Origin of the sequence: uncultured Campylobacter sp. (assembly GCF_937997535.1) — a bacterium.
Classification (GTDB): Bacteria; Campylobacterota; Campylobacteria; order Campylobacterales; family Campylobacteraceae; genus Campylobacter_B.
On sequence record NZ_CALKTT010000024.1, the window covers coordinates 1 to 19,303 of the forward strand.

16 protein-coding genes are annotated in these 19,303 nt (G+C 49.0%); 6 read left to right on the forward strand and 10 right to left on the reverse strand.

Annotated elements, in window-relative coordinates:
• The first annotated feature begins 52 nt into the window (after positions 1-52).
• From Q0117_RS02520 to Q0117_RS02530, 3 genes are all read left to right on the forward strand, one after another.
• Complete coding sequence (locus Q0117_RS02520) at positions 53-613, forward strand: sel1 repeat family protein (RefSeq protein ID WP_297922081.1); 561 nt, start codon at positions 53-55, stop codon at positions 611-613.
• A 144-nt stretch (positions 614-757) separates the two neighbouring features.
• Positions 758-1,276, forward strand: a complete 519-nt coding sequence (locus tag Q0117_RS02525; RefSeq protein ID WP_297922084.1) for a hypothetical protein — start codon at positions 758-760, stop codon at positions 1,274-1,276.
• A gap of 950 nt (positions 1,277-2,226) precedes the next feature.
• Positions 2,227-3,735: a succinate CoA transferase gene (locus tag Q0117_RS02530; RefSeq protein ID WP_297922087.1), complete on the forward strand. Its 1,509-nt coding sequence runs from the start codon at positions 2,227-2,229 to the stop codon at positions 3,733-3,735.
• Positions 3,736-4,130: 395 nt separating this feature from the next.
• Here Q0117_RS02530 and Q0117_RS02535 read toward each other — a convergent pair whose 3' ends face one another.
• The 3 genes from Q0117_RS02535 to Q0117_RS02545 are packed head-to-tail and all read right to left on the reverse strand — an operon-like array spanning position 4,131 to position 8,290.
• Positions 4,131-6,551 (reverse strand): GGDEF domain-containing phosphodiesterase, encoded by a 2,421-nt coding sequence (locus Q0117_RS02535; RefSeq protein WP_297922090.1) that lies wholly within the window; start codon positions 6,549-6,551, stop codon positions 4,131-4,133.
• Positions 6,541-7,413 carry a cytochrome c peroxidase gene (locus Q0117_RS02540; RefSeq protein ID WP_297922093.1) on the reverse strand — a complete coding sequence of 291 codons (873 nt, stop codon included), beginning with the start codon at positions 7,411-7,413 and terminating at the stop codon, positions 6,541-6,543. The genes Q0117_RS02535 and Q0117_RS02540 overlap by 11 nt, the downstream gene beginning before the upstream one ends.
• Positions 7,376-8,290, reverse strand: coding sequence for a class I SAM-dependent methyltransferase (locus Q0117_RS02545; RefSeq protein WP_297922095.1), 915 nt, complete (start codon positions 8,288-8,290; stop codon positions 7,376-7,378). The genes Q0117_RS02540 and Q0117_RS02545 overlap by 38 nt, the downstream gene beginning before the upstream one ends.
• A gap of 99 nt (positions 8,291-8,389) precedes the next feature.
• Between Q0117_RS02545 and Q0117_RS02550 the strand changes: the two genes are divergently transcribed.
• Both Q0117_RS02550 and Q0117_RS02555 read left to right on the forward strand, forming a co-directional pair.
• Complete coding sequence (locus tag Q0117_RS02550) at positions 8,390-9,157, forward strand: ABC transporter ATP-binding protein (protein WP_297922123.1); 768 nt, start codon at positions 8,390-8,392, stop codon at positions 9,155-9,157.
• Entirely contained in the window at positions 9,150-9,953 is an 804-nt protein-coding gene (locus tag Q0117_RS02555; RefSeq protein WP_297880970.1) for a metal ABC transporter permease, read from the forward strand. The genes Q0117_RS02550 and Q0117_RS02555 overlap by 8 nt, the downstream gene beginning before the upstream one ends.
• Here the strand turns inward: Q0117_RS02555 and Q0117_RS02560 are convergent.
• Both Q0117_RS02560 and Q0117_RS02565 read right to left on the reverse strand, forming a co-directional pair.
• Entirely contained in the window at positions 9,897-11,738 is a 1,842-nt protein-coding gene (locus Q0117_RS02560) for a DMT family transporter (protein WP_297922098.1), read from the reverse strand. The two genes, Q0117_RS02555 and Q0117_RS02560, sit on opposite strands and share 57 nt — an antisense overlap.
• Positions 11,739-11,783: 45 nt before the next feature.
• Positions 11,784-12,413 carry a hypothetical protein gene (locus tag Q0117_RS02565; protein WP_297922101.1) on the reverse strand — a complete coding sequence of 210 codons (630 nt, stop codon included), beginning with the start codon at positions 12,411-12,413 and terminating at the stop codon, positions 11,784-11,786.
• Between the two features lie 86 nt (positions 12,414-12,499).
• Here Q0117_RS02565 and Q0117_RS02570 point away from each other — a divergent pair, with 86 nt between their 5' ends.
• Positions 12,500-13,054 carry a manganese efflux pump MntP family protein gene (locus Q0117_RS02570; protein WP_297922104.1) on the forward strand — a complete coding sequence of 185 codons (555 nt, stop codon included), beginning with the start codon at positions 12,500-12,502 and terminating at the stop codon, positions 13,052-13,054.
• Between the two features lie 422 nt (positions 13,055-13,476).
• Here the strand turns inward: Q0117_RS02570 and Q0117_RS02575 are convergent, their stop codons facing one another.
• The 5 genes from Q0117_RS02575 to Q0117_RS02595 all read right to left on the reverse strand — a co-directional run bounded on the left by Q0117_RS02575 (position 13,477) and on the right by Q0117_RS02595 (position 19,258).
• On the reverse strand, positions 13,477-14,268 hold the full coding sequence (locus tag Q0117_RS02575; RefSeq protein WP_297922107.1) for a class I SAM-dependent methyltransferase: 792 nt from the start codon (positions 14,266-14,268) through the stop codon (positions 13,477-13,479).
• Positions 14,269-14,387: 119 nt separating this feature from the next.
• Positions 14,388-16,460 (reverse strand): TonB-dependent receptor, encoded by a 2,073-nt coding sequence (locus Q0117_RS02580; protein WP_297922110.1) that lies wholly within the window; start codon positions 16,458-16,460, stop codon positions 14,388-14,390.
• A gap of 256 nt (positions 16,461-16,716) precedes the next feature.
• Positions 16,717-17,205, reverse strand: a complete 489-nt coding sequence (locus tag Q0117_RS02585) for a chemotaxis protein (protein ID WP_297922113.1) — start codon at positions 17,203-17,205, stop codon at positions 16,717-16,719.
• Between the two features lie 163 nt (positions 17,206-17,368).
• The gene (locus Q0117_RS02590; protein ID WP_297922115.1) at positions 17,369-18,004 is read right to left on the reverse strand and encodes an ATP-binding cassette domain-containing protein; all 636 of its coding nucleotides are present in this window, start codon (positions 18,002-18,004) and stop codon (positions 17,369-17,371) included.
• A gap of 12 nt (positions 18,005-18,016) precedes the next feature.
• Positions 18,017-19,258, reverse strand: coding sequence for an SbmA/BacA-like family transporter (locus tag Q0117_RS02595; protein WP_297922118.1), 1,242 nt, complete (start codon positions 19,256-19,258; stop codon positions 18,017-18,019).
• Positions 19,259-19,303: the final 45 nt, after the last annotated feature.

The following is a 19,303-nucleotide window of genomic DNA, read 5'->3' on the forward strand; positions in this document are numbered from 1 at the left end:
CTTAAATTCAGCATTTTTAATTAAAATGGCGCTAAATTTAACGGAGGCGGGTATGAAAAAATTTCTATTTTTGGCGCTATTTTGCGCCATTGCGGCAAACTGCGGCGAAAGCGGGCGAGCGGATAAAATTTCTGCGGCGGGCAAAACGGACAAAACAACGAGTATCGGCGAGACCGCAAGCGCGCGCTTTATAAAGAGCGGCGAAGCAAGCGCCGGCTCACAAAGCAGCGCCGATGCGGTCATCCAAACGGACGGAATTTCGCGGGCGGATCTGCAAAGCTGCATCGTAAAAAGTGATGAAAGCTCCTGCGAGCGCGTCGCGCGCGGTCTGAAAAGCGGCTGCGAGCGCAAAGATCAGCTATCGTGCTTTTTCTACGCAGATGCGCTCGGACGCGGCCTCGGCGTAGAAAAGGACGTCGTGGCGTCGTTTGAGCTTTTTCGCGAGCAGTGCGATGCCGGCAGTAGCGAAGCGTGCTACGAGCTGTCGGTCAAATATCTCCAAGGGATTGGCACCCCTCAAAGCTTTGAGCTCTCGGGGAAAGCGCTAGATAAGGCATGTAAAATGCATAACAAGCGTGCCTGCGCGGTGCTCGATCTACTGCCGAAAAATTAGCGCGGTAGAGGCGATAAAATTCCAAGCTTCGATCGCAAATAGGGCGCGCGAGCCTTTGAAATTTTAGCGGGTTGCGAACGCGGCACGCGATGAAGCAGTAAATCGGGGCGAGCGAGCGAATAAACAAAATCAAAAGGAGTAGAGATGAAAGCTTTAAAGCTTGCGCTGGCGGCGGCGCTGGCGCTTAGTTTAGCAAACGCGGGCAGCGAAGCCAAAGAGTTTAAATTTAGCAGCGCAAAAACTAGCGCGCTTTTAGCAAAGTGCAGTAAAAAGGACGCCGCCGCATGCTACGAAGCGGCGATGAGATACGAGCTGGGCGGTCGCGGCGTCGTGCGAAACCGCCTCAAAGCGCAGAGCTTTTTCGCAAACGCGTGCGAGCTCGCCACCCTCGCCGAGCGGAAGCAGGGAGATAAAATGGGCGGCGCGAGCGGGCGCGCGATGAGCGATCTGCGCGAGCGAGCCTGTCTAGGCAACGCCGCGGCGCTGGAGAGTTTCGCGAGCGGGCAGTGCCGCAGCCTCGTGATATACGACGAGCTTTGCGAGGGCGGCTCACAGGAGGCCTGCGACAATCTGGCGCGGATGAAGCGCGATGGCTGGGCGCCCAAGGAGAGCTGCAGCGAGGAGATAGTCGCAAAATTCGGCGACGGCAAGCCGCAGAGATAAAATTTCACCCTATTTTGCGGCGATAAAATTTTTGGAATTTTAGCAAAATAAAATTTGCCGAAATTTTAGTAAAGCTCGACCGAAAATGGTAACAAGGCGGACTAAATTTTAAATTCTAAAACGCGTTTAAATTCATGTATTAAGCGGCGTCGATTTTAGACTCAGCAGAGATTAGAATTTGCGGGGTAAAGCCCTTTGAATTAAAAATCTCGTGCAACGGCTGGAGCTATAATTTTAAGAACTAGAATTTAAACAAAATCTGCAATTTAATCGTGACGATATAATTTTTAGAATTTCGAGAGCGTAAAATTTATCAAAATTTTGCGTATCTATATCGAGCCGCTCCAAAACAAGCGCGAAATTTGAAATTTTAAACTGCCGTCTTGTGCGAAGAGGCAAGAATTTCAGGCAGAGGGAATTTCAATTAATGCGGATTAAAATACAGGTGTGGCGGGCAAATGCGTGCACCGCAAGCGATGTAATTTCAAATGTAGACTCAAAGCTCGCTAGACGCGGAATTTAAACGCCACGAGCGATAAATTTCAAAACGCCTATTTTAAAATTGCGAGGCGGGGATTTAAATTTAAGTGCGGTGAGCGATTAAATTGCAAAAGGAAGCTTAAATTTAAATATCGCAGCTCGCAAATTATGCGTAAATTTTGCGCCTAAATTCCGCAAAATTCGGCGCGCGATGAACGTTTGATGGTATCGTGGCGAGACCATCAAACCAAGCTCTAATCGCGCTTAAAATCCTATCTACCGAGCGCTTGTGCAAGCGTGTATTTCAAACCGCCGAAGCAAAAAAGCCTGATCGGAGGCGTTTTGAGGCGTATCCCAACCGACCGCCCCCATATTTTGCTCTATAGCCTAGCTCGTGCACGAAATTTTAGATTTTGAAATTTAGCGCAAAAATATTATAATTTCGCCCAAATCACGGCTAGGACTGAAAAATGAACTCACGCGTGCAAAACGAATATCTAAAATCAAAAATTATGAGCGCCGAGGAGGCCTGCGAGCTGATCCCAAACGGCGCATCGGTGGGCTTTAGCGGCTTTGTTGGGGCGGGCTGCGCGCTAGCGCTACCACAAGCTCTGGCACAACGAGCGACGGCGCTGCACGAAAAAGGCGAGCCCTATCAAATCGAAATTTTTACAGGTGCATCGACCGATCCGCTTTTAGACGGAGTTTTGACAAAAGCAAGTGCCGTGAGCTTTCGCGCGCCGTTTTTTACGGATGCCGATATGCGCCGTGCGATAAATAGCGGCGCCGTGCGATACACGGACGTGCATCTATCAAGCCTTGCTGCTCAGCTTAAGGCGGGCTTTTTTCCACATCTAAACTTTGCTGTGATCGAAGTGGTAGCGATTAAAGAAAGCGGCGAGCTCGTGCCGTCCACATCGCTAGGCAACAACCAAGCCTGGCTCGATATCGCCGATCGCGTGATTTTAGAAGTGAATTACTATCAGCCGCTTGAGCTGGAGGGCATTCACGACGTTACGGATCTGCGCCTGCCGCCGCACACTGCGGATCTGCCTATCAAGCAGGTAGGCGATCGCGTAGGCAGCCCTTACATGCATGTAGATTCTGCCAAAGTAGTCGCTGTCATAGAGGCTAGGACGCATGATCGCGTCAATAATTTTACTGCCGTGGATGAAATTTCAAGTGCGATTGGGCGCAACGTCGTAAAATTTCTAAAAAACGAGGAAGCTTGCGGCAGACTTCCCGCAAAGAAGCTACTGCCGCTACAATCGGGCATCGGCAACGTCGCTAACGCCGTGCTTAGCTCGCTACAAAATGCTGGCTACCAAGGGCTGCAGTGCTACTCCGAGGTGATCCAAGACGGCATGCTAGATCTCATCAAAAGAGGCGTCGTAGGTACTGCAAGTGCCACAGCGCTATCGCTTAGCCCCGCAGGCGTCGAGGAATTTCAAAAAAACATCGATTTCTACCGCAAGCACATCATACTGCGCTCACAAGACGTCTCCAACTCGCCAGCACTCATCAGAAGGCTTGGCGTCGTATCGATGAATGGCATGCTAGAGGCAGATATCTACGGCAATGTAAACTCCACTAACGTCATGGGTTCGCAGATGAAAAACGGCATCGGCGGTAGCGGTGACTTCGCTCGCAACGGATATTTGTCGCTATTTTTAAGCCCGTCACTCGCTAAGGGCGGCGCGATCAGCGCTATCGTGCCATTCGTGAGTCACGTTGATCATACCGAGCACGACACTCAAGTCATCATCACCGAATACGGCATCGCCGATCTGCGCGGTAAATGCCCTCGTGAGCGGGCTCGCGCGATGATAAGCATCGCGCATCCCACTTACCAAGACGCGCTGAGAGATTATTTCGAGCGGGCATGTGCGCAGCCCTGTGCGGGGCATACTCCGCACATCCTAAGCGAGGCGTTGTCGTGGCATCAAAGATTTAAGGATACGGGGAGTATGAAGGCTTAGAGCGAATTTGCTTGAGCTAATGGGCTAAAGCTTAAACCCATTCTTGCTGAAGTGGGAAGTTTGCACTTAAAAATTTCGCCTGCATTTGAAGGCTCTATCGCTAATTAGAGCAAAGCTCGTTAAAATTTTTATTTTCAAAGCTCGCGCGAAATGTTATAAAACGAATAGATCGAAATTTGCGCCATAAAATTTTAAAATTTGCAGGCGGATTTAAGGCATGGCAATCCTAGCTATAAGGTGCGCGCTATAAGTTTGCGATAAAACCGCGTAGTATTTGCCAAGATAAATTCCGTATTAAAACAGCAGCTTGCTAAATCAAAATTTATCACCTTACGAAGGCGATCTTTGGCTCGTAAATTTAAAAAGGCGGGCTATAAAGCTACGACGAGATGAGATTAGAATTTTATCCTCGAAGGCTCCATCGGCTTGCTGTAGAAGTAGCCCTGCATATATTTAATCCCCATCTCTTCTAAGATGATTGAAATTTCGTGGTTTTCTACGTATTCGGCGATGAGCTCGTAGCCCTGCTTGCGCGCGAAGTTAGCGATCGTTTCGACGATGGCGCGCGAGTTTTTGTCGTTTGCGATGTTTTTGATGAGCGCTCCGTCGATCTTTATGTAATCCACGTCAAGCGTTAAAATTCTATAGTAGTTGGAGTATCCGCTGCCAAAATCGTCTATTGCGACCTTGCAGCCGTAGTTTTTGGCTACGGCGATGAAGCTTCTAAGGCTCTCGTAATCGTCGAATTCCTCGCTTTCTAAAATTTCAATAAATAAATTTGAAGCGTTTGGGCTGGATGCAAGCTTGCGCTCTAAAAGCTCCTTGATGCCTTCGTTTGCGATGTCAAAATATGAAAGATTTATGCTAAAGCAAGTCCCTGCGAAGCGGTCTAGCAAGCGAAAGGCTTCGTTTATTACGACCTGAGTTAGCGGGATGTAAAGCGAGGTTTGCTTTGCGATATCGATAAACTCACCCGGGCAGCGTGTTTTGCCTGAGCGGCCGATTAGGCGGATTAGAATTTCATATACTAACGGGACATAATCACCGCCCTCGGTGCCGTAGGTGTTACCACTAGGATCGCGGTGAGTAATATCAAATATGGGCTGAACAAGCACAAAGACTTGATTTTTCTTGATCGCGTTTTGAATAGTGTTGATCATAATCTGATTTTGCAGATATTTTTCCTCAATCGCATTTGGACGCGAGTAAAAGCCCACGTGCTCGTTTTTGCTCTGCGCCTCATACATCGCCATAACCGCCTGAAAGACCCTATTAGCGCCGCCCGCTACGTCTGCACGCTCGCTTACGCCCATCGTGATATTTAAAGGCGCGGAGGCAAAGCCCTCGGTGGTATGGAGATTAAAGACCTTGTCGGTAAAATATTTGTTTATGATCTCCACGTCGCGCGCGACATTTAGTCCCTCGTAAAATAGGCAAAACTCATCCGATTGGATGCGAAAGATACTGGCTTTGATCTCGTGCGATTCGATACACATCGCAAGCGTACGCGCAAAGGAGCGCAGAATTTCATTCGTCGTCTCCGCCTTGTAAAAAAGCCGTAAATTTGCAAAATTTACGATAGTGATGTAGATCGCTACGCCCGTTTTTTCGGCGTTTATTAGCTCATATAGCGCTGCTTCGTTGCCCTGGCCCGTAAGATGATCGATATAGACTTGATTGTTTAAGCTCTCCTTTGCGCTCGCAAGAGCTAGTTTCATAATCTCGCGCTCGCCGATGTCATGAGCGTAAAGCGCATATAACGGCGGCTTGGATGCAGCGGCGATATTTGCTAGCCTTAGGCTCACATCGGTTAGTTCGCCGTTTTTACGAAGCAGGCGCGTATCTTTGGCGCTTTTATTTACCATCGCAGGAAGTTCGATCCCTTTATCTTTGGGCATCAAAACTCCAAGATCGCTTCCTTCCAGCTCGCTTTGTTCGTAGCCGCTTAAGCTAAGCACGCTTTTATTAGCGTATAAAATTTTAAAGTTTTGATCTGCTAAAACTATCGCTTCGCCTGCTTGTTCGCATAGTGCGTGATAGGGCGCGAGGGCGCGTTTACTACGCAAAGCATCGGAATTTATGATGTAAGTAAGCAGTAAAAACGACAAAAACACCGCCGTGTAAAGCATCGTCATTTGCATAAACGAGCCGTAGAATTCCTCGCTAGCGTAAGAAAATCGTTCGCGCAGACTTGCGAAGCGCTCGTTGAGCAACGAGAGATTATCGCTTACGATGATATTTTGACGCTCGAAATTCCTTAAAATTTGCCGCGCGATTCCTATAAACGCAGCTTCGTCGGGGCTTGACGCATCTGCGCTTTCTAACGCGCTTTTTAAAGCAGAGATCTCGGAGCGATTTTTATAATTAAGCCCTAAAATTTGAGAGTAGAGATTTGCTCTTTGCGCATTTGCGCCACTGGATAAAAATTTTTGCTGCAGACTTTGAAAAAGGATTAAATTCTGCGAATTTAAAGCCCCAAGCTCGTCCAAAAGTGAAATTTTATCGCTAAAAGCGCTTCCGATCGCGCGCACATCGCTGCTAAGTCCGATTTTATCGATGATTTTGTCTTTTTGTAAGGCTTGCAGCACCTGATAGATGCCGCGCATATCGGCATTTGCAATCGAAAAGTCCCTTCTTGCGATCTTTGCATCAAATAATATATTTAAGCGGTTATCGGCGTTATCGATCAAAGCTAGCTCGCGCGAAATCGTGCTAAATCTCGCTACATCTCTTAGCGACGAGAAATAATTCCCGGCGATGATTATGCCTAATATCATAATCCCCACCATCAAAGCCCACATTATCTTATCTTTCATCCTGCGCCTCCGTCATATCGCCTTTAAGCGTAGCTAAAAAGCTCATCAAAGCATCAAGCTCCCCATCGCTAAGATCGTATTTTAGCAGATCCTTTGCGATCTGCCGCACCGCAAGACGCAAATCCGTCTGCCCGTTTACGTAAGGCGCGGTTTGCGTGATATTGCGCAAGCTAGGCACGCGGCGCAGCTCAAATCCATCGGAAGTGAGCCTATGCCTAGGCGCATCCTCCTCTTCCGCGCTTGGGCGAATTTTGGTAAAGCTGCCGGTGCCTAGGCTAACGCCGTTGTGACATGCCGAGCATAGCCGCACAAAAAGCACATATCCGTTATATTCGGCATCATTTAGCTTAACCTCGCCGCGCAAAAATCGGTCAAATTTGGAATTTATCGCCGTTTTGGACTTTAAAAATTCCGCCAGCGCATCAATGAAGTTCGCCATATTCGCCTCGCCGTAAGCACTTTCAAAAGCCTGCTTGTAGGCTAAATTCTTCCTAATAAGCTCTAAAATTTTATCTTCGCTCGCATCAAGCTCGTTCGTGCCAAAGACCGACGCTGCGATCCGCGCTTCAAAGCCCGCGAAATTATAATCGCCTAAGTAGCGGTCAAAATAATAAGAATTTATTAGCGTAGGCACGCGTCCGTCGCGCACCGAAGCGCCCGAATCGTTTAAATAAAAATTGTGGCAGCTCTCGCAGGAGCGGCCTTTACGGCTAAATCTTACGTCGGTAAAAATTTTTGCGCCCAGCCGCGCCTTTTGCGGGTCGTATTTAGGCATCTCAAGCGGCGTAAAAAGATTGCCGCAAAGCCCCAAAACCGGCGCCAGGCTAAATATAAAACAACTTAAAGCTCGCTTCGATCTCATCGCTTATCATCCCGCCTTTAGCCCGCTTTTTCAAAAGCTCCTCGATCTCACGCTCGCTAGCCTCCGCGCCGTCCATATGCAGGTGCCACGCGGCGTTTTGCACCGCCTCTTGTAGGCTGCGTTTTTGCTCGCGCCTCTCGGTTAAAATTTCGCTTTTAAATTTGATGTCGCGCGCCCCGAGCAGCGCCTCAAACTTTTCGGCGGAGGTAGCAAGTCTTTTAGCTCCTGTGCCGAAGCGCTCAAACAACGGCGCCAGCATCGACGAATTGCGCTCGCTCGCCCAATTTAGATAAATTTTGCGCTCGCCCAAAGCCAAAAACGCCTCAAAATCCTCCGTGCTTTTTAGCGCGGGGCTCATCGTAAGAAACGCGATGTCAAAAACTGCGGGAATTTTAAAATTTTCGCTCTCGCGGCTTTTGCTCACAGCGTCTTTTAAATTTAAAGCCTGTGTGGCGCTTTCTTGAGCTTGCGCGTTTGAAATTTTACTTTGCGGGCGCGGATAAATTTTAAAATTTTCGCCCGCCGCGTCTGCAAAACCATCGCAGCTCAGCCGCTCGCAAAACCCCGCAAAGCTTAAATTTAATACGTTTTGCAAGCTGATGCCAAACTCCTGCGCGCTGCGCCTTAGCTCGCGCAGCATCCCCTCCGAGCTATCGATCGCCGTGACCTTGGCGCCCAGCGACGCGAGATACAGCGAGTAAACCCCTGTGCCGGCGCCCACGTCGAGCACGCTTTTGCCCGCAAAGCTCACGCTCCAGCCGCGCAGTATCTCAAACACCCGCTTGCCAAAATCCCCTAGCTCGCCGCTAAATTTAGCGTAACTTTCGGACTTTTTATCCCAGCTATTTTCATCTGATTTTTCGCCGATTTTCTCCACCGCTAGCCTTTAAATTTTTTGTAATAATAGCAAAATTTGGCAATTTTTCCGAATTTGGGCTATAATAAATACTTTCAAAATCTAGGCGAAAGGGCGTTCATGGCGGACGTGACGATAAAAAATTTAAACTTTGCTTACGAAAAACGCGAAATTTTAAAAGATATAAACTTAAGCTACGAGCTGCGCGATTTTCTGGCGATTTTCGGGCCTAACGGCGGCGGCAAAAGCACCCTTTTGAAGCTGCTTTTGGGGCTGCTGCGACCAAGCTCGGGCACGATCGAAATTTTAAGCAGATCGCCTGCGCTTGCCAGGGCGCAAATGGGCTACGTGCCGCAGTTCATCGCGATAAACAAAAGCTTTCCCATCAGCGTGCTCGAAGTCGTTTTGATGGGACTGATAGATAAGAAAATTTTCGGCTTCTACTCCAAATCCGAGCGCGAGCAAGCTATGCAAGCCCTGGAGCGCGTAGGCATGCAGGACCTTGCAGAGTGCCGTATCAGCGAGCTTAGTGGCGGACAAAGACAGCGCGTTTACATCGCGCGAGCGCTGTGCGCGAAGGCTAAAATTTTACTTCTTGATGAGCCGCTAGCGAGCATCGACACGATGGGGCAGGTTCAAATTTACGAGCTTTTAAAATCCCTAAACGAGAGCGGCTGCGGCATAATTTTAATCAGCCACGACGTGCAGCTCGCGCTAAACTACGCAAACCGCGCTCTTTACGTCGCAAACGGCTCGGCGCATACTCATGAGATCGATCCTGGGGGCAGAGCGGAATTTTTAGATCACCTGCGACGCGAGCACGGGCACTTCTGCGCCGTTGATCTCGCGCTTAACGAATGCTGCTGCAAGGAGGGCGAAAATGGCTGAAATTTTATCTTATGATTTCATGCGAAACGCCCTACTCGGCGGGCTTTTGGTCAGCATAGTCTGCGGCGTTGTGGGCTCTTTAGTCGTGATAAATCGCATGAGCTTCATAGCAGGCGGCATCGCGCACGGCGCATACGGCGGCATCGGCATCGCGCTATTTTTAGGCATCTCGCCCGTGCTAGGAGCTAGCGTATTTGCGCTATTTTTGGGGCTGCTCATCGCCTACGTCACGCTGCGAAACACCGAGCGCTTCGACGCCGTAATCGGCGCGATATGGGCGTTCGGAATGGCGCTTGGGATAATCTTTGCCGATCTTACGCCTGGATACAAATCCGATTTGATGAGCTTTTTATTCGGCTCGATCTTAGCGATAAATCATGAAAATTTGATCTTCATCGGCATTTGCGGCGCGGCATTTGCGGCGCTTACGGCGTGCTTTTACAGGCAATTTTTGGCGATCAGCTTCGATAAGGAATTCGCCCTGCTGCGCGGGGTAAATACGAGCGTCTTTTACTACGTCCTCGTAGTGATGGCGAGCCTCGCGGTGGTCGCGTCGATTCAGATCGTAGGACTAATCTTAGTGATCTCGCTGATGACGATCCCGCCCTTTATCGCCGAAAAAATTTCAAAAAACTTAGGCTCGATGATGGCGATAAGCTGCGCGCTATCGGCGCTTTTCTGTGCGGCGGGGCTTGTTTTGAGCTTTAAGCTCAATCTAACCAGCGGCGCTTCGATAATCCTAGTCGCCTCGGTCTGCTTTTTCGCAAGCTCGATCTTTAGCAAACTTCGCGCCTAAAATCCCGCCCAGCTCGCTAAGCAGGATGCCTGCGAGTATCAGCGCCGCGCCTAAAATTTGAAGCGCGCTTAGCTTCTCGCCGAAGGCATACCCCATAATGCCCGCGCTTACGGGCTCCAGCGCGAAAATCAGCACCGTCTTTATCTCGCTTACGCCGCGGTTTTGCGCCATTGTTTGGATCACAAACGCCGCAACGGTGGCAAAGATCGAGGTTAAAACCAGCGCAAAAACGAAATCGAAACTCGGCGAAAAGATCAAATTTCCAACCACCCTTATCTCGCCTTCAAACTGCGCGTGAGGAGTGAAAACCGCCGCGATCAGCGCGCAGACGCAGACGCAGATAAACTGCACGATCACAAAGCCGTAGAGATTGCTTTTGCGCGCGCAAACGCCGGTAAAGACGATGTGAAGCGCGTATGCAAACGCCGAAACTAGCGTCAACCGCTCGCCTATGCCAAATCCCACCGCGCCGCTTGCTCCGCTTAAAAAATACAGCCCCAAAAGCGCCACGACCGCACCGCCAAAGGCGCTCGCACCGACCTTTTTACCGAAAAACGCAAGCATCAAAAAGGGCACGATGACGACATTTAGCCCCAAAATAAACGCCACCGTCGATGATAGCGCATAATCAAGCGCTATGGTCTGGCACGAAAAATCGCAAAATAGCATCAGCCCGCAAAACACGCCCCGCCCTATCGTGCCGCGGTCAAATTTGACGCCGAAGCGCAGACAGGCGAGGTAGGTAAAAATGCTCGCCGCCAAAAAGCGCCAAAACAAAAAGCTAAAAACGTCGCCGCTATGCAGCGCGCGCTGAACCGGCACGAAGGTACAACCCCAAACGATCGCTACGAAAAGTAGCCCCAGATCCCACAGCCTGCTAGGCGGAACGGGGTTTTGCGCGCGGCTTTGCACGGAACTAGAATTTTGCCCGAAACTCTGCGGGGAATTCGAGCTTTGCGTGCAGTTTTGCGTAGAGGCAGAATTTTGCGCGGCAGCAGGGCTCTGCGTAGAATTAGAGCTTTGCGCGAAATCTAAATTCTGCGCGGAATTTAAGCTTCGAGCGGAGCTAGAATTCTGTGCCGAATTGGATTTCTTCGCAAAATTCCGCGCCTTAAAATTTTTCAATCCAAAGCTCTGCGGCGCGCTAGCGGAGCATGGATCGTTTGCAAGGGCCTCGGTAAATTTTTTTTTGAAACGTCGCGTATGAATAGCGGCGAGGTTTTTTGCGGGGCTTAAATTTGGCCCGTTTGCGGCGCTCGCTCGATTTAGCAAACTCGCGCTATTTGCGCCGTTGCGAGTGAAATTTTCCGCACAATTTAATATAAAATTTCGTTTGAAATTTCTCGCGGAATTTTCGCAAGGATCTGTTTTGTAAGCTTTTGCGGAATTTAAAGCTTTATTTTCGACGCAGTTCGGAATTTGTGCGGACTTTAAATTTGGCGAAAGAGCCACGGAGCTTAAAGCGAATTTTCTTTCAAGATTTTTGACGCGCGGAGCGGAATAGGGCGCTACGAGATTGTGCACGGCAAAACTGACCGAGGCACGATTGCGTGCGGCGAAACCAGCCGAAGCGGGATAAAATTTTAAATTTCGCACGCTCATAAAATTTAACTCGGCGGCCGCGTCTTGAAATTTGAAATTTCTTTTGAGGTAGGGAGCGGGAGCGAAATTTACCTTACCACCGGGCGCTGTGTTTTTTGCGCGCTCGCACGCCTGATTTGAGATAAAATTTAAAGCGGGTTTTAAATTAAAATTTTCCGCGAGCTCCGAGATAGAATTTTTCATAAATTTAAAGTAAAATTTCGCTGAGATCTTATCGTGGTTGCGCGCCTATCTGACCGTCTTTATCGCGTTTAAAATCGCGCCTGAGTTTTTGCGAAACTCCCTTTCGTTTTTGCTTAAAAAATCGAAGCTTTCGTTGATGAAGGCGCTGCTAAATTCGCTACTAAAATCGTCTCCAGGCTCGCGTCCGACGGCACTTTTAAAGCTTTTAACAAAGCTCGCGTCAGTTCCTAGTTCACGCGCCAAAGGGCGAATGATTTCGTAAATTTCATCAAAGGCATTGGTGCGCAGATAGTGGCTAAATAACACTTCGCCGCTCATTACTGCCTTAGTATCGGCTTCGGACATATCTTTTATTTTAGCGAGTACGAGCTTTTTGATCGGCTCTACGGCAAGACTTAGCTTCTTGCTCGCCAGCCTTTGCATATTCTGCACGGCGATGCTTTTTTTGCCCGCGCGCTCGGTAATGTAGCTAGGCAAATCAAGCTCGTAATCCTGTACGCCAGTGCGTTCGTATTCATTTGCAGCGCGTTCGATCAGAGTGCTTAGCGAGTTTTTAAAATTTTCGCTATCGCCCGCGCCCGCACTAAGCATCACGTCCAGCCCCTTTACGGCGACCTCTTCCCAGCTAGCAGTCGCAAATAGCGGCAATAAACAAAAGATTAATTTTTTAAGCAAAGTTTTTCCCTAATTAAAGATTGATTATTTTATTTCGAAAATTTTAATGTATAATCAACGCTTTTATAATACCAAAAGGGCTAAATATGGAGCTTTTACTCATCGCTTTCGCGCTTGCGATGGACAGCGTCGCGCTTAGTATCTCAAACGGCGCGAAATATCCGAATTTTAAATTTGCACAGATCGCGCGCGTCGCGTTTTTCTACGCGGCGGCTCAATTTATAATGCCGCTTGCAGGCTATGCTTTGGGGATAAATTTCGTAAAATTTATCGCGCAGATCGATCACTTCGTCGCGTTTGGAATTTTATCGTTTTTAGGCGTTAAGATGATCGCAGAATCCCGCCGCGAGCAGGACGAGCCAGCTCTACGTCTAAGCACAAAGGAGCTAGTGCTGGGCGCGATCGCTACCAGCATCGATGCGATGGCCGTGGGCGTGACCTTTGCTTTTGGCGAGATAAACATCCTCTACGCCTGTAGCGTCATCGGGCTCGTCTGCTTCGCGCTGTGCGTCGCGGCATGCTACGCAGGCAAGCTAACGGGCGAATACCTGCACTCAAAGGCGCTCGTTTTAGGCGGCGTGATTTTGATCTTAATCGGGGTTAAAATTTTGCTCTCGCACCTCGGTATTATCGATATTTAGCCGCGCGGATATTCAGCGGGTAGGCGCGGTTAAAGTACTCTGCCGCGATAGTGGCATAACGATACGTAATTTTAAAATTTATAAAATTTTAGATTTATAGAATTATAAAAAATTTCGCGGATTTTCTAAGCGGTGGGATTTAAATCCGATTTGGCACGCGGCGGGAGCGAAAAATGTGCCGCTTCAATACGGCAAATATAGCCAAAACGCAGCTCAAGCTATTTGTCGCGATACTAACGCAGTAGTGCGTCAGGTGGAATTTCAAAATTTAAAATTAGGCAGAATTCTAAAATTTGCTACATTGTGTTTTCTTAAAATTTTGCAAAATTCTAAAATTTCATAAATATTAGAATTCCAAAATTTTTAATAATTTTAAAATTTTATTCGCGTTAGCTACCGATTTTAAATCGAATAAAGACTTTCTATTTTCTACCCGCCAGAAGCTTTGAACTGCCTAGCATCAGCCATTTGGCTTCGCGAGGGTCCATAAAAAGCCCCTGCGTCGTGTCTATTAGCTCGACCCGCTCATAGCCCTGCTCTTTAAGTCGCGCTATGAAAGCGTCCATATCGCCGTAGTTTACGCGCGCGAAAATATCGTGGATAGCGAAGCTGCCGCCCTTTTTAAGCACGCGAAGCGTCTCTAAAAGTAACGCCTGGCGGTCCTTGCGCATGATGTTGTGATAGACGTAGTTGCTTGTAACCGCATCGAAGCTGCCGTCCTCAAAGGGCAGCTGCGTGGCGTCGGCCTGCTCGAAGCTAACGTTGCTAACCCCCTCTGCACACGCGTTTGATTCGCACAGCTGCTTGTTAAAAGACGCGTACTCAAAGCCCCAGCGATCGACGCCTAGCACTGATGCGTGCGGGTTGCGCTTAGCCACGGCGATCGTTAGCGCGCCGCTACCGCAGCCCACGTCCAGCCCGCGCCCGCCCTCGGGCAGATCCACATATTTCGCCGTGCCCTCTACGATCGCGCGCGAGAGCTGACGCTTGCCGCCGTAATCAAACGCGCGGTACCACACGACGCAGTAGATCGTAAAGCCGATCAAAACCAGCGCCGCGGCGCCGAAAAGCCCCGCAAGACACCATCTTAACACGCCGCCTACGAAGGTGCCGCAAACACCGAAAATCAAAAACAAAACTAACGCCACGCCCGCGCCCGCGGCAAAGCTCGCGATCATGCCCTTAGGCACCCAGTTTTTATAGTCCGGTTTCATCTTCGCTCCTTTTATTAAATCTAATCTCGCGGCGGCAAAGCACGCTGCGGTGAAATTTTAAATTTCGCCCATAAATTTTAAATTTCGCAGCTCAAACCTCGCTTAAATTTAAACGCACGCTAATAGGTATATTTAAACTCCGCGTAGTAATTGCGCCCGGGAGCCGGAGTATAGAGGTCCGAGCGTAAATTTTGGTTGTAATTATACTCCTCGTCAAAGACGTTTTTGACTCCCGCGCTTATCAAAAATCCGCTTGCGAAGCGGTACGCAGCGCCCAGATCTACGATCGTGCGCGAGTCGATCCTATCGTGGTTGACGTCGTGCGATGATGAGAAATATTTAAAATCGCTCATCAGCGTTAAATTTCTAATCGGCTCGTAATCGAGCCCCAAAACGAACTTCGAGCGCTCCACCAACGGAACCTGCTTGCCTTTATTCGCGCCGGATTGGATCTTGGCGTCCACGTATGAAAAGGTCTCGCTGAGCTTTAAATTTGAAAGCAGGCTTTGCTCCGCATACAGCTCCACGCCCTTGCGGCGCGTCTCGTCAATATTGATAAAATGCCAACCGTCGGTGATCGAGCTGCCCAGGGTTTCGTTTACGATCTCGTTTTTCGTATCGGTCCAAAAGATCGTAGCGCTCACGTATTGTCCGTAGATCAGGTCTTTAAGACCGATCTCGTAGGTTTTAAAAGTTTCGGATTTGAGGTTATTAAGCACATAGGGCCCGTTGCGACCGAGCTTATCGATGAGCTGATTAGGGCCCGGCGAGATATAGCCACGCTCAAATTTAAAATATAGATTGCCATCCTTGGAATAATTAAAATTCGGCGTGATCTCAAAAGCGTAGTTGTTTTTATCATCCGTTACGTGTGTGTTTTCTTGTGTGTGAAAGATGTGCCCCATCCTACGCACCGTCGTAGAGACTTCGCGATCTACTTTGTATTCGGCGCGCTCAAAACGCCCGCCAGCACTAAGCGAAAACGCCTCGGTGAAATTGTGCTTTTCTAAAGCATAGACTGAGTGGGTAAGTTTCTGCATATCAAAGATCGTAAGCTGCGAAAGGCTCACCATAGGATTCATCGAAGTGGTAAAGTCAATCTTGCGAAAGCCCTTGTTTTTGAGATAATCGTATCCCGCTATGAACTCGCCGCTGTCGTAGTCGAGCTTGCCTTTTAAATTTGCCCCCTCTTTGCGGTCTTTCATCACAAATCCCTTTTGCAAAATTCTAATATCTTGGTAATAAGGCTGTAAATTTGCTTCAAATCTATCGCCGAATTTCACCGCATAATCCAAGTCAAAATTTAGTCGCGTGCTTTTAGTAAAGGTTCTCTCGCCTCCTTGTTGGCGGCGATCCGCTTTAAGCTCGGCAAGACCCAGAGTAGGCACGGAATAGGTTCTGGCGCGATAAAAACTCGGATCGAAAGAGATGCTTTGATCGTCCGAAATTTTATAATGCATCCCGAGCGAACCGTAGTAGCCGGTATTTTTCTCGCCCTTGCGGTATCCGCGCTGCTTAAAGCCCTTAACGGCGGTTTTTAGAAACAGATTATCGCTCACGCCTCCGCCGAGCCCTAAATTTAGATCTTTATAATTATACGACGCGATCTTGGTGGAGACATTGGCGTATGGGTATCTGGCGCCCTTTTTCGTGATGATATTTATCACGCCGCCGCTGGTGCCGCTGCCGTAAAGCACACTACCGCCGCCGGGGATGATCTCCACGCGCTCTATATCCTCAATAGGAACGAGATCTATCGGGATACTCGTCGGCGTCGTGTCGATCATATTGAGCGCGACTCCGTTAAGAAGAACCTTAACGGAGGTATTGGCCTTCTGACCCTGTCCGCGCAGATCGACCGTATCGCCGTGAAAGCTAACCCCTGGCGCCTTTTCTAAAATTTCGCGCAGATCACGGTAGCCGCGGTTTTCCATATCCTCCGCAGTGATGACCGAGACGTTGCGAACCTCGTTTTTAAGCATATCCTCAAAGCCCGTCGCGGTAACTACGATGGTGCCCAGCCTCGTGGCGTTCGCACCGGAAGCGTTTTTAGGGGCTGCGGAATTTACGGCTCCCGCGCCGGGCGCGCTGATATTTTCGGACGTAGCGTTGTTTTCGGCTCCGTTTAATTGTAATGCGGCGCACAAACTTAGCGCGATCGCGGCATTTGAAAGATAAAATTTCTTAAACATCACTCTCCCCTATTCAAAATTAGAATTTTGCGAATGATTTGCAAATGCTATATTATAATTTCTCTTGATTAAATAATAATAAATTTCAAAGATTAAAGATAGATTTTTTAAAATTTTGGCTTAGATTGGATGAAATTTTGATCTTGAACGTTTTACGTAGCGCGGTAAAATTTCGGTTTTAAATTTAGACTCCTTAGCGATTTTTATTTCTTAAAGCGGCAAATTTGCGAAGCGGATCTAGCTGGAATTTTAAAATTTAGACTTTGCATTCGCCCGCTTTGCCGAATTTCGCCTCGATCAAAAGCACCAAGATGAAGAAAATTTTTTCGTCGTTAAACTTCGCAAGCTCGCGCAGGTCTTGATCTGCGCTTATGAGCTTGATGCCGTTTGATTTCAAAATCGCAACGAACTCGTCCGCACTAAAGCCCATTTTACCAGCGATTTCTTTGATATTATAGCGCTCGATCGCGCCGATTATGCGATCCATATTGCAAAAACCGGGATTTTTGCGGCTCAAAACCACGTCCAAAAACTCGCCCCAGAGCTTTACGAGCTTCTTTCGCCTCGTGATTATATGCAAGATCGCGACGCAAAGCAGGCCCAATCCCGCGATCTTATGCAGGCTCATCCACGTCTCGTCGTACTCGCCGCGCGCAAAGTAGGCGCCCGAAAAGCCCAAAATGCAAAGCGCGCAGCCTAGCAGCACGATGAGCGCAAATTTATAAACAATCCCCGCTTTAAGCATAAAATCTCCTTGCTTCGTTTTAAAATTTAGCGGCTTCGCGCGAAGCGTCTCGGCTAAATTTTATCACCTCTTAATATAAATGAGTAATTTTAATAAATCTGGATTTAAAAAGATATGAATTTAAAGGCGAAATCCCTGGGCCGTGAAATTTAAAGGGCCGAATTTAAAGCTCTATCGTCCGCTCAAATATGTCCTCAAGCCCCGTTTGATGCACGATCGCTAGCATGCCGAGCCTTGGTAGATCCACGCGCAGACCAAGTAGCAGCTCGCGCGCCGAGGCAGGATCTAGCGCGGACGTGATCTCATCGGCAAAAACAAAGCTCGGCTTGTGGTAATAAATACGTGCGAAACTAAGCCGCTGCGCCTCTCCGCCGCTTAAAATTTTAACGTAATCGGCGCGCGAGTTTAGCATGCGAGCGAATTTCTCAAGTCCTACGCGGCGTAAAATTTCTAAAAATTCCGCGTCGTCTGCGCGCGGCGACTGCGGATAGGAAATGAGCTCTTTTAGGCTAAGCGGCGCTAGATAGGGCTTTTGCGGGATAAACATCACGCCCGTGCGCGGCAGACTGATCTCGCCGCGACCGTATCGCCAAAGACCCGCTGCATAGCGCAGAGCCGTGCTTTTACCCGCACCGCTCTTACCTCGCAGCATCACAAACTGCGCGGGCGCAAGCTCAAAGCGTAGATCCTCGATCAGCGGCTCGTCCGCAGGCGTGAAGACTGACAAGCCCTCGCAACGAGCGGAATTTTCGTCGCTTTGTTTGACGCAAGTACGCAGATTTGCGCTCTCGCCGTCCATGCGCGAGATGAACTAATAGATCCTCTGCACGCTCGCCGCCCACTCCATGATCTGCTTATAATAGTCCATAAACCACGCAAATCCATCCTGCACGCTGTAAAACGCCGAGCGCGCCTGCATCATGTCGCCAAAGCTCATCGCGCGCGACAAATACAGCGGCAAGCAGGCAAAGATCGGGATCAAATTCGTGATTTTTAGGTAGCTTGCCGAAAAGCATTCGAGGCGAAATTCCGTACTCATAATGCTGCGCCAATTTCTCATGATCTCGCCGAAGCTCGCGCGGAAGCGGCCGCGCTCGGCATCCTCTCCGCGCATAAAGGCTACGGCTTCCGCGTTTTCGCGCACTAGCAGCAGATCCGAGCGGTAGTCGGCTTCGGCGCGCTGCTTGGCAAAATTTAGCCCCCTAAGCCTGCGCCCGATGAGATGCGTAATCAGCGAGCAAAGAAGAGTATAAATAAGCGCGACGTAGAGCAAAAAGCCTTCGATCGCAAAGTGCATGCCGAAAATTTCAAATTTCAGCACCTTCGAGACCTGCCACAAGATCGCGACGAAGGCGATGAGCTTGGCGAGATTATAGACGAGCGATTTTACGAGATCGACGCTTTTTTGCACGAGCAGCAAGCTGTCCTCGGCGATACGCTGATCGGGGTTGTCTAGCTTCGAGACCCTTTTTGAAATTTCACGATCTGCGCGAGTTTTAGATGAAATTTCATTCTCGCTTGCGCCGCTTTGCCCTGCCGCATTTTGCTCCGCCGTGCTCGGTAAAATTTCAAGCCCCTTTGCGTCTCTATATAAAGCCGCGCTGTCCGCCTCGGCTGCGAAATACTCTGCGCGCTCGTTTAAATTCGCGTCGCCAGGTTTTTCTAAATTTGAACCGCCCCGGGCGCTAAAATTTCCATCAAGGCTAGTGCGGTAGAAGTTTGCGTTATGTAGCCATTTTCGCTCCATCATCGCGCTTAGCCGCTCGCGCCAGACGATTACGAGCAGTTTGCGAAGCCAGCTGCCGCAGACGATAAAAAGCACGATGAGCGCCGTGTAGAGCAAAAACTCGCCCACGAGCGCGGGAACGAGCTCGTCCTTAAGCTCGCTTAGCGCGTCGTAAAAGCGCTTATCCCACGCATTCATCAGCACGCTGATTTTGATGATAGCGAGGCTAAAACCAAGCGCGAGCAGCAGCAGCGCCCACAGCTTCGCCGCGCCCTTGCCGAACCAGTGCGGACGTAGAATTTCAAAAAATTGCTTTAGCGTTTTCAAATTTTCTCTTTAAATTTTAAAATTTAGCGCCGGTTACAGCGAAAT

Bases quoted from the DNA above. Each gene is read 5' to 3' on its own strand.
- Q0117_RS02520 (WP_297922081.1), top strand. From the start codon at position 53: ATGAAAAAATTTCTATTTTTGGCGCTATTTTGCGCCATTGCGGCAAAC.
- Q0117_RS02525 (WP_297922084.1), top strand. From the start codon at position 758: ATGAAAGCTTTAAAGCTTGCGCTGGCGGCGGCGCTGGCGCTTAGTTTA.
- Q0117_RS02530 (WP_297922087.1), top strand. From the start codon at position 2,227: ATGAACTCACGCGTGCAAAACGAATATCTAAAATCAAAAATTATGAGC.
- Q0117_RS02535 (WP_297922090.1), bottom strand. From the start codon at position 6,551: ATGAAAGATAAGATAATGTGGGCTTTGATGGTGGGGATTATGATATTA.
- Q0117_RS02540 (WP_297922093.1), bottom strand. From the start codon at position 7,413: ATGAGATCGAAGCGAGCTTTAAGTTGTTTTATATTTAGCCTGGCGCCG.
- Q0117_RS02550 (WP_297922123.1), top strand. From the start codon at position 8,390: ATGGCGGACGTGACGATAAAAAATTTAAACTTTGCTTACGAAAAACGC.
- Q0117_RS02555 (WP_297880970.1), top strand. From the start codon at position 9,150: ATGGCTGAAATTTTATCTTATGATTTCATGCGAAACGCCCTACTCGGC.
- Q0117_RS02560 (WP_297922098.1), bottom strand. From the start codon at position 11,738: ATGAAAAATTCTATCTCGGAGCTCGCGGAAAATTTTAATTTAAAACCC.
- Q0117_RS02570 (WP_297922104.1), top strand. From the start codon at position 12,500: ATGGAGCTTTTACTCATCGCTTTCGCGCTTGCGATGGACAGCGTCGCG.
- Q0117_RS02575 (WP_297922107.1), bottom strand. From the start codon at position 14,268: ATGAAACCGGACTATAAAAACTGGGTGCCTAAGGGCATGATCGCGAGC.
- Q0117_RS02580 (WP_297922110.1), bottom strand. From the start codon at position 16,460: ATGTTTAAGAAATTTTATCTTTCAAATGCCGCGATCGCGCTAAGTTTG.
- Q0117_RS02585 (WP_297922113.1), bottom strand. From the start codon at position 17,205: ATGCTTAAAGCGGGGATTGTTTATAAATTTGCGCTCATCGTGCTGCTA.
- Q0117_RS02590 (WP_297922115.1), bottom strand. From the start codon at position 18,004: ATGGACGGCGAGAGCGCAAATCTGCGTACTTGCGTCAAACAAAGCGAC.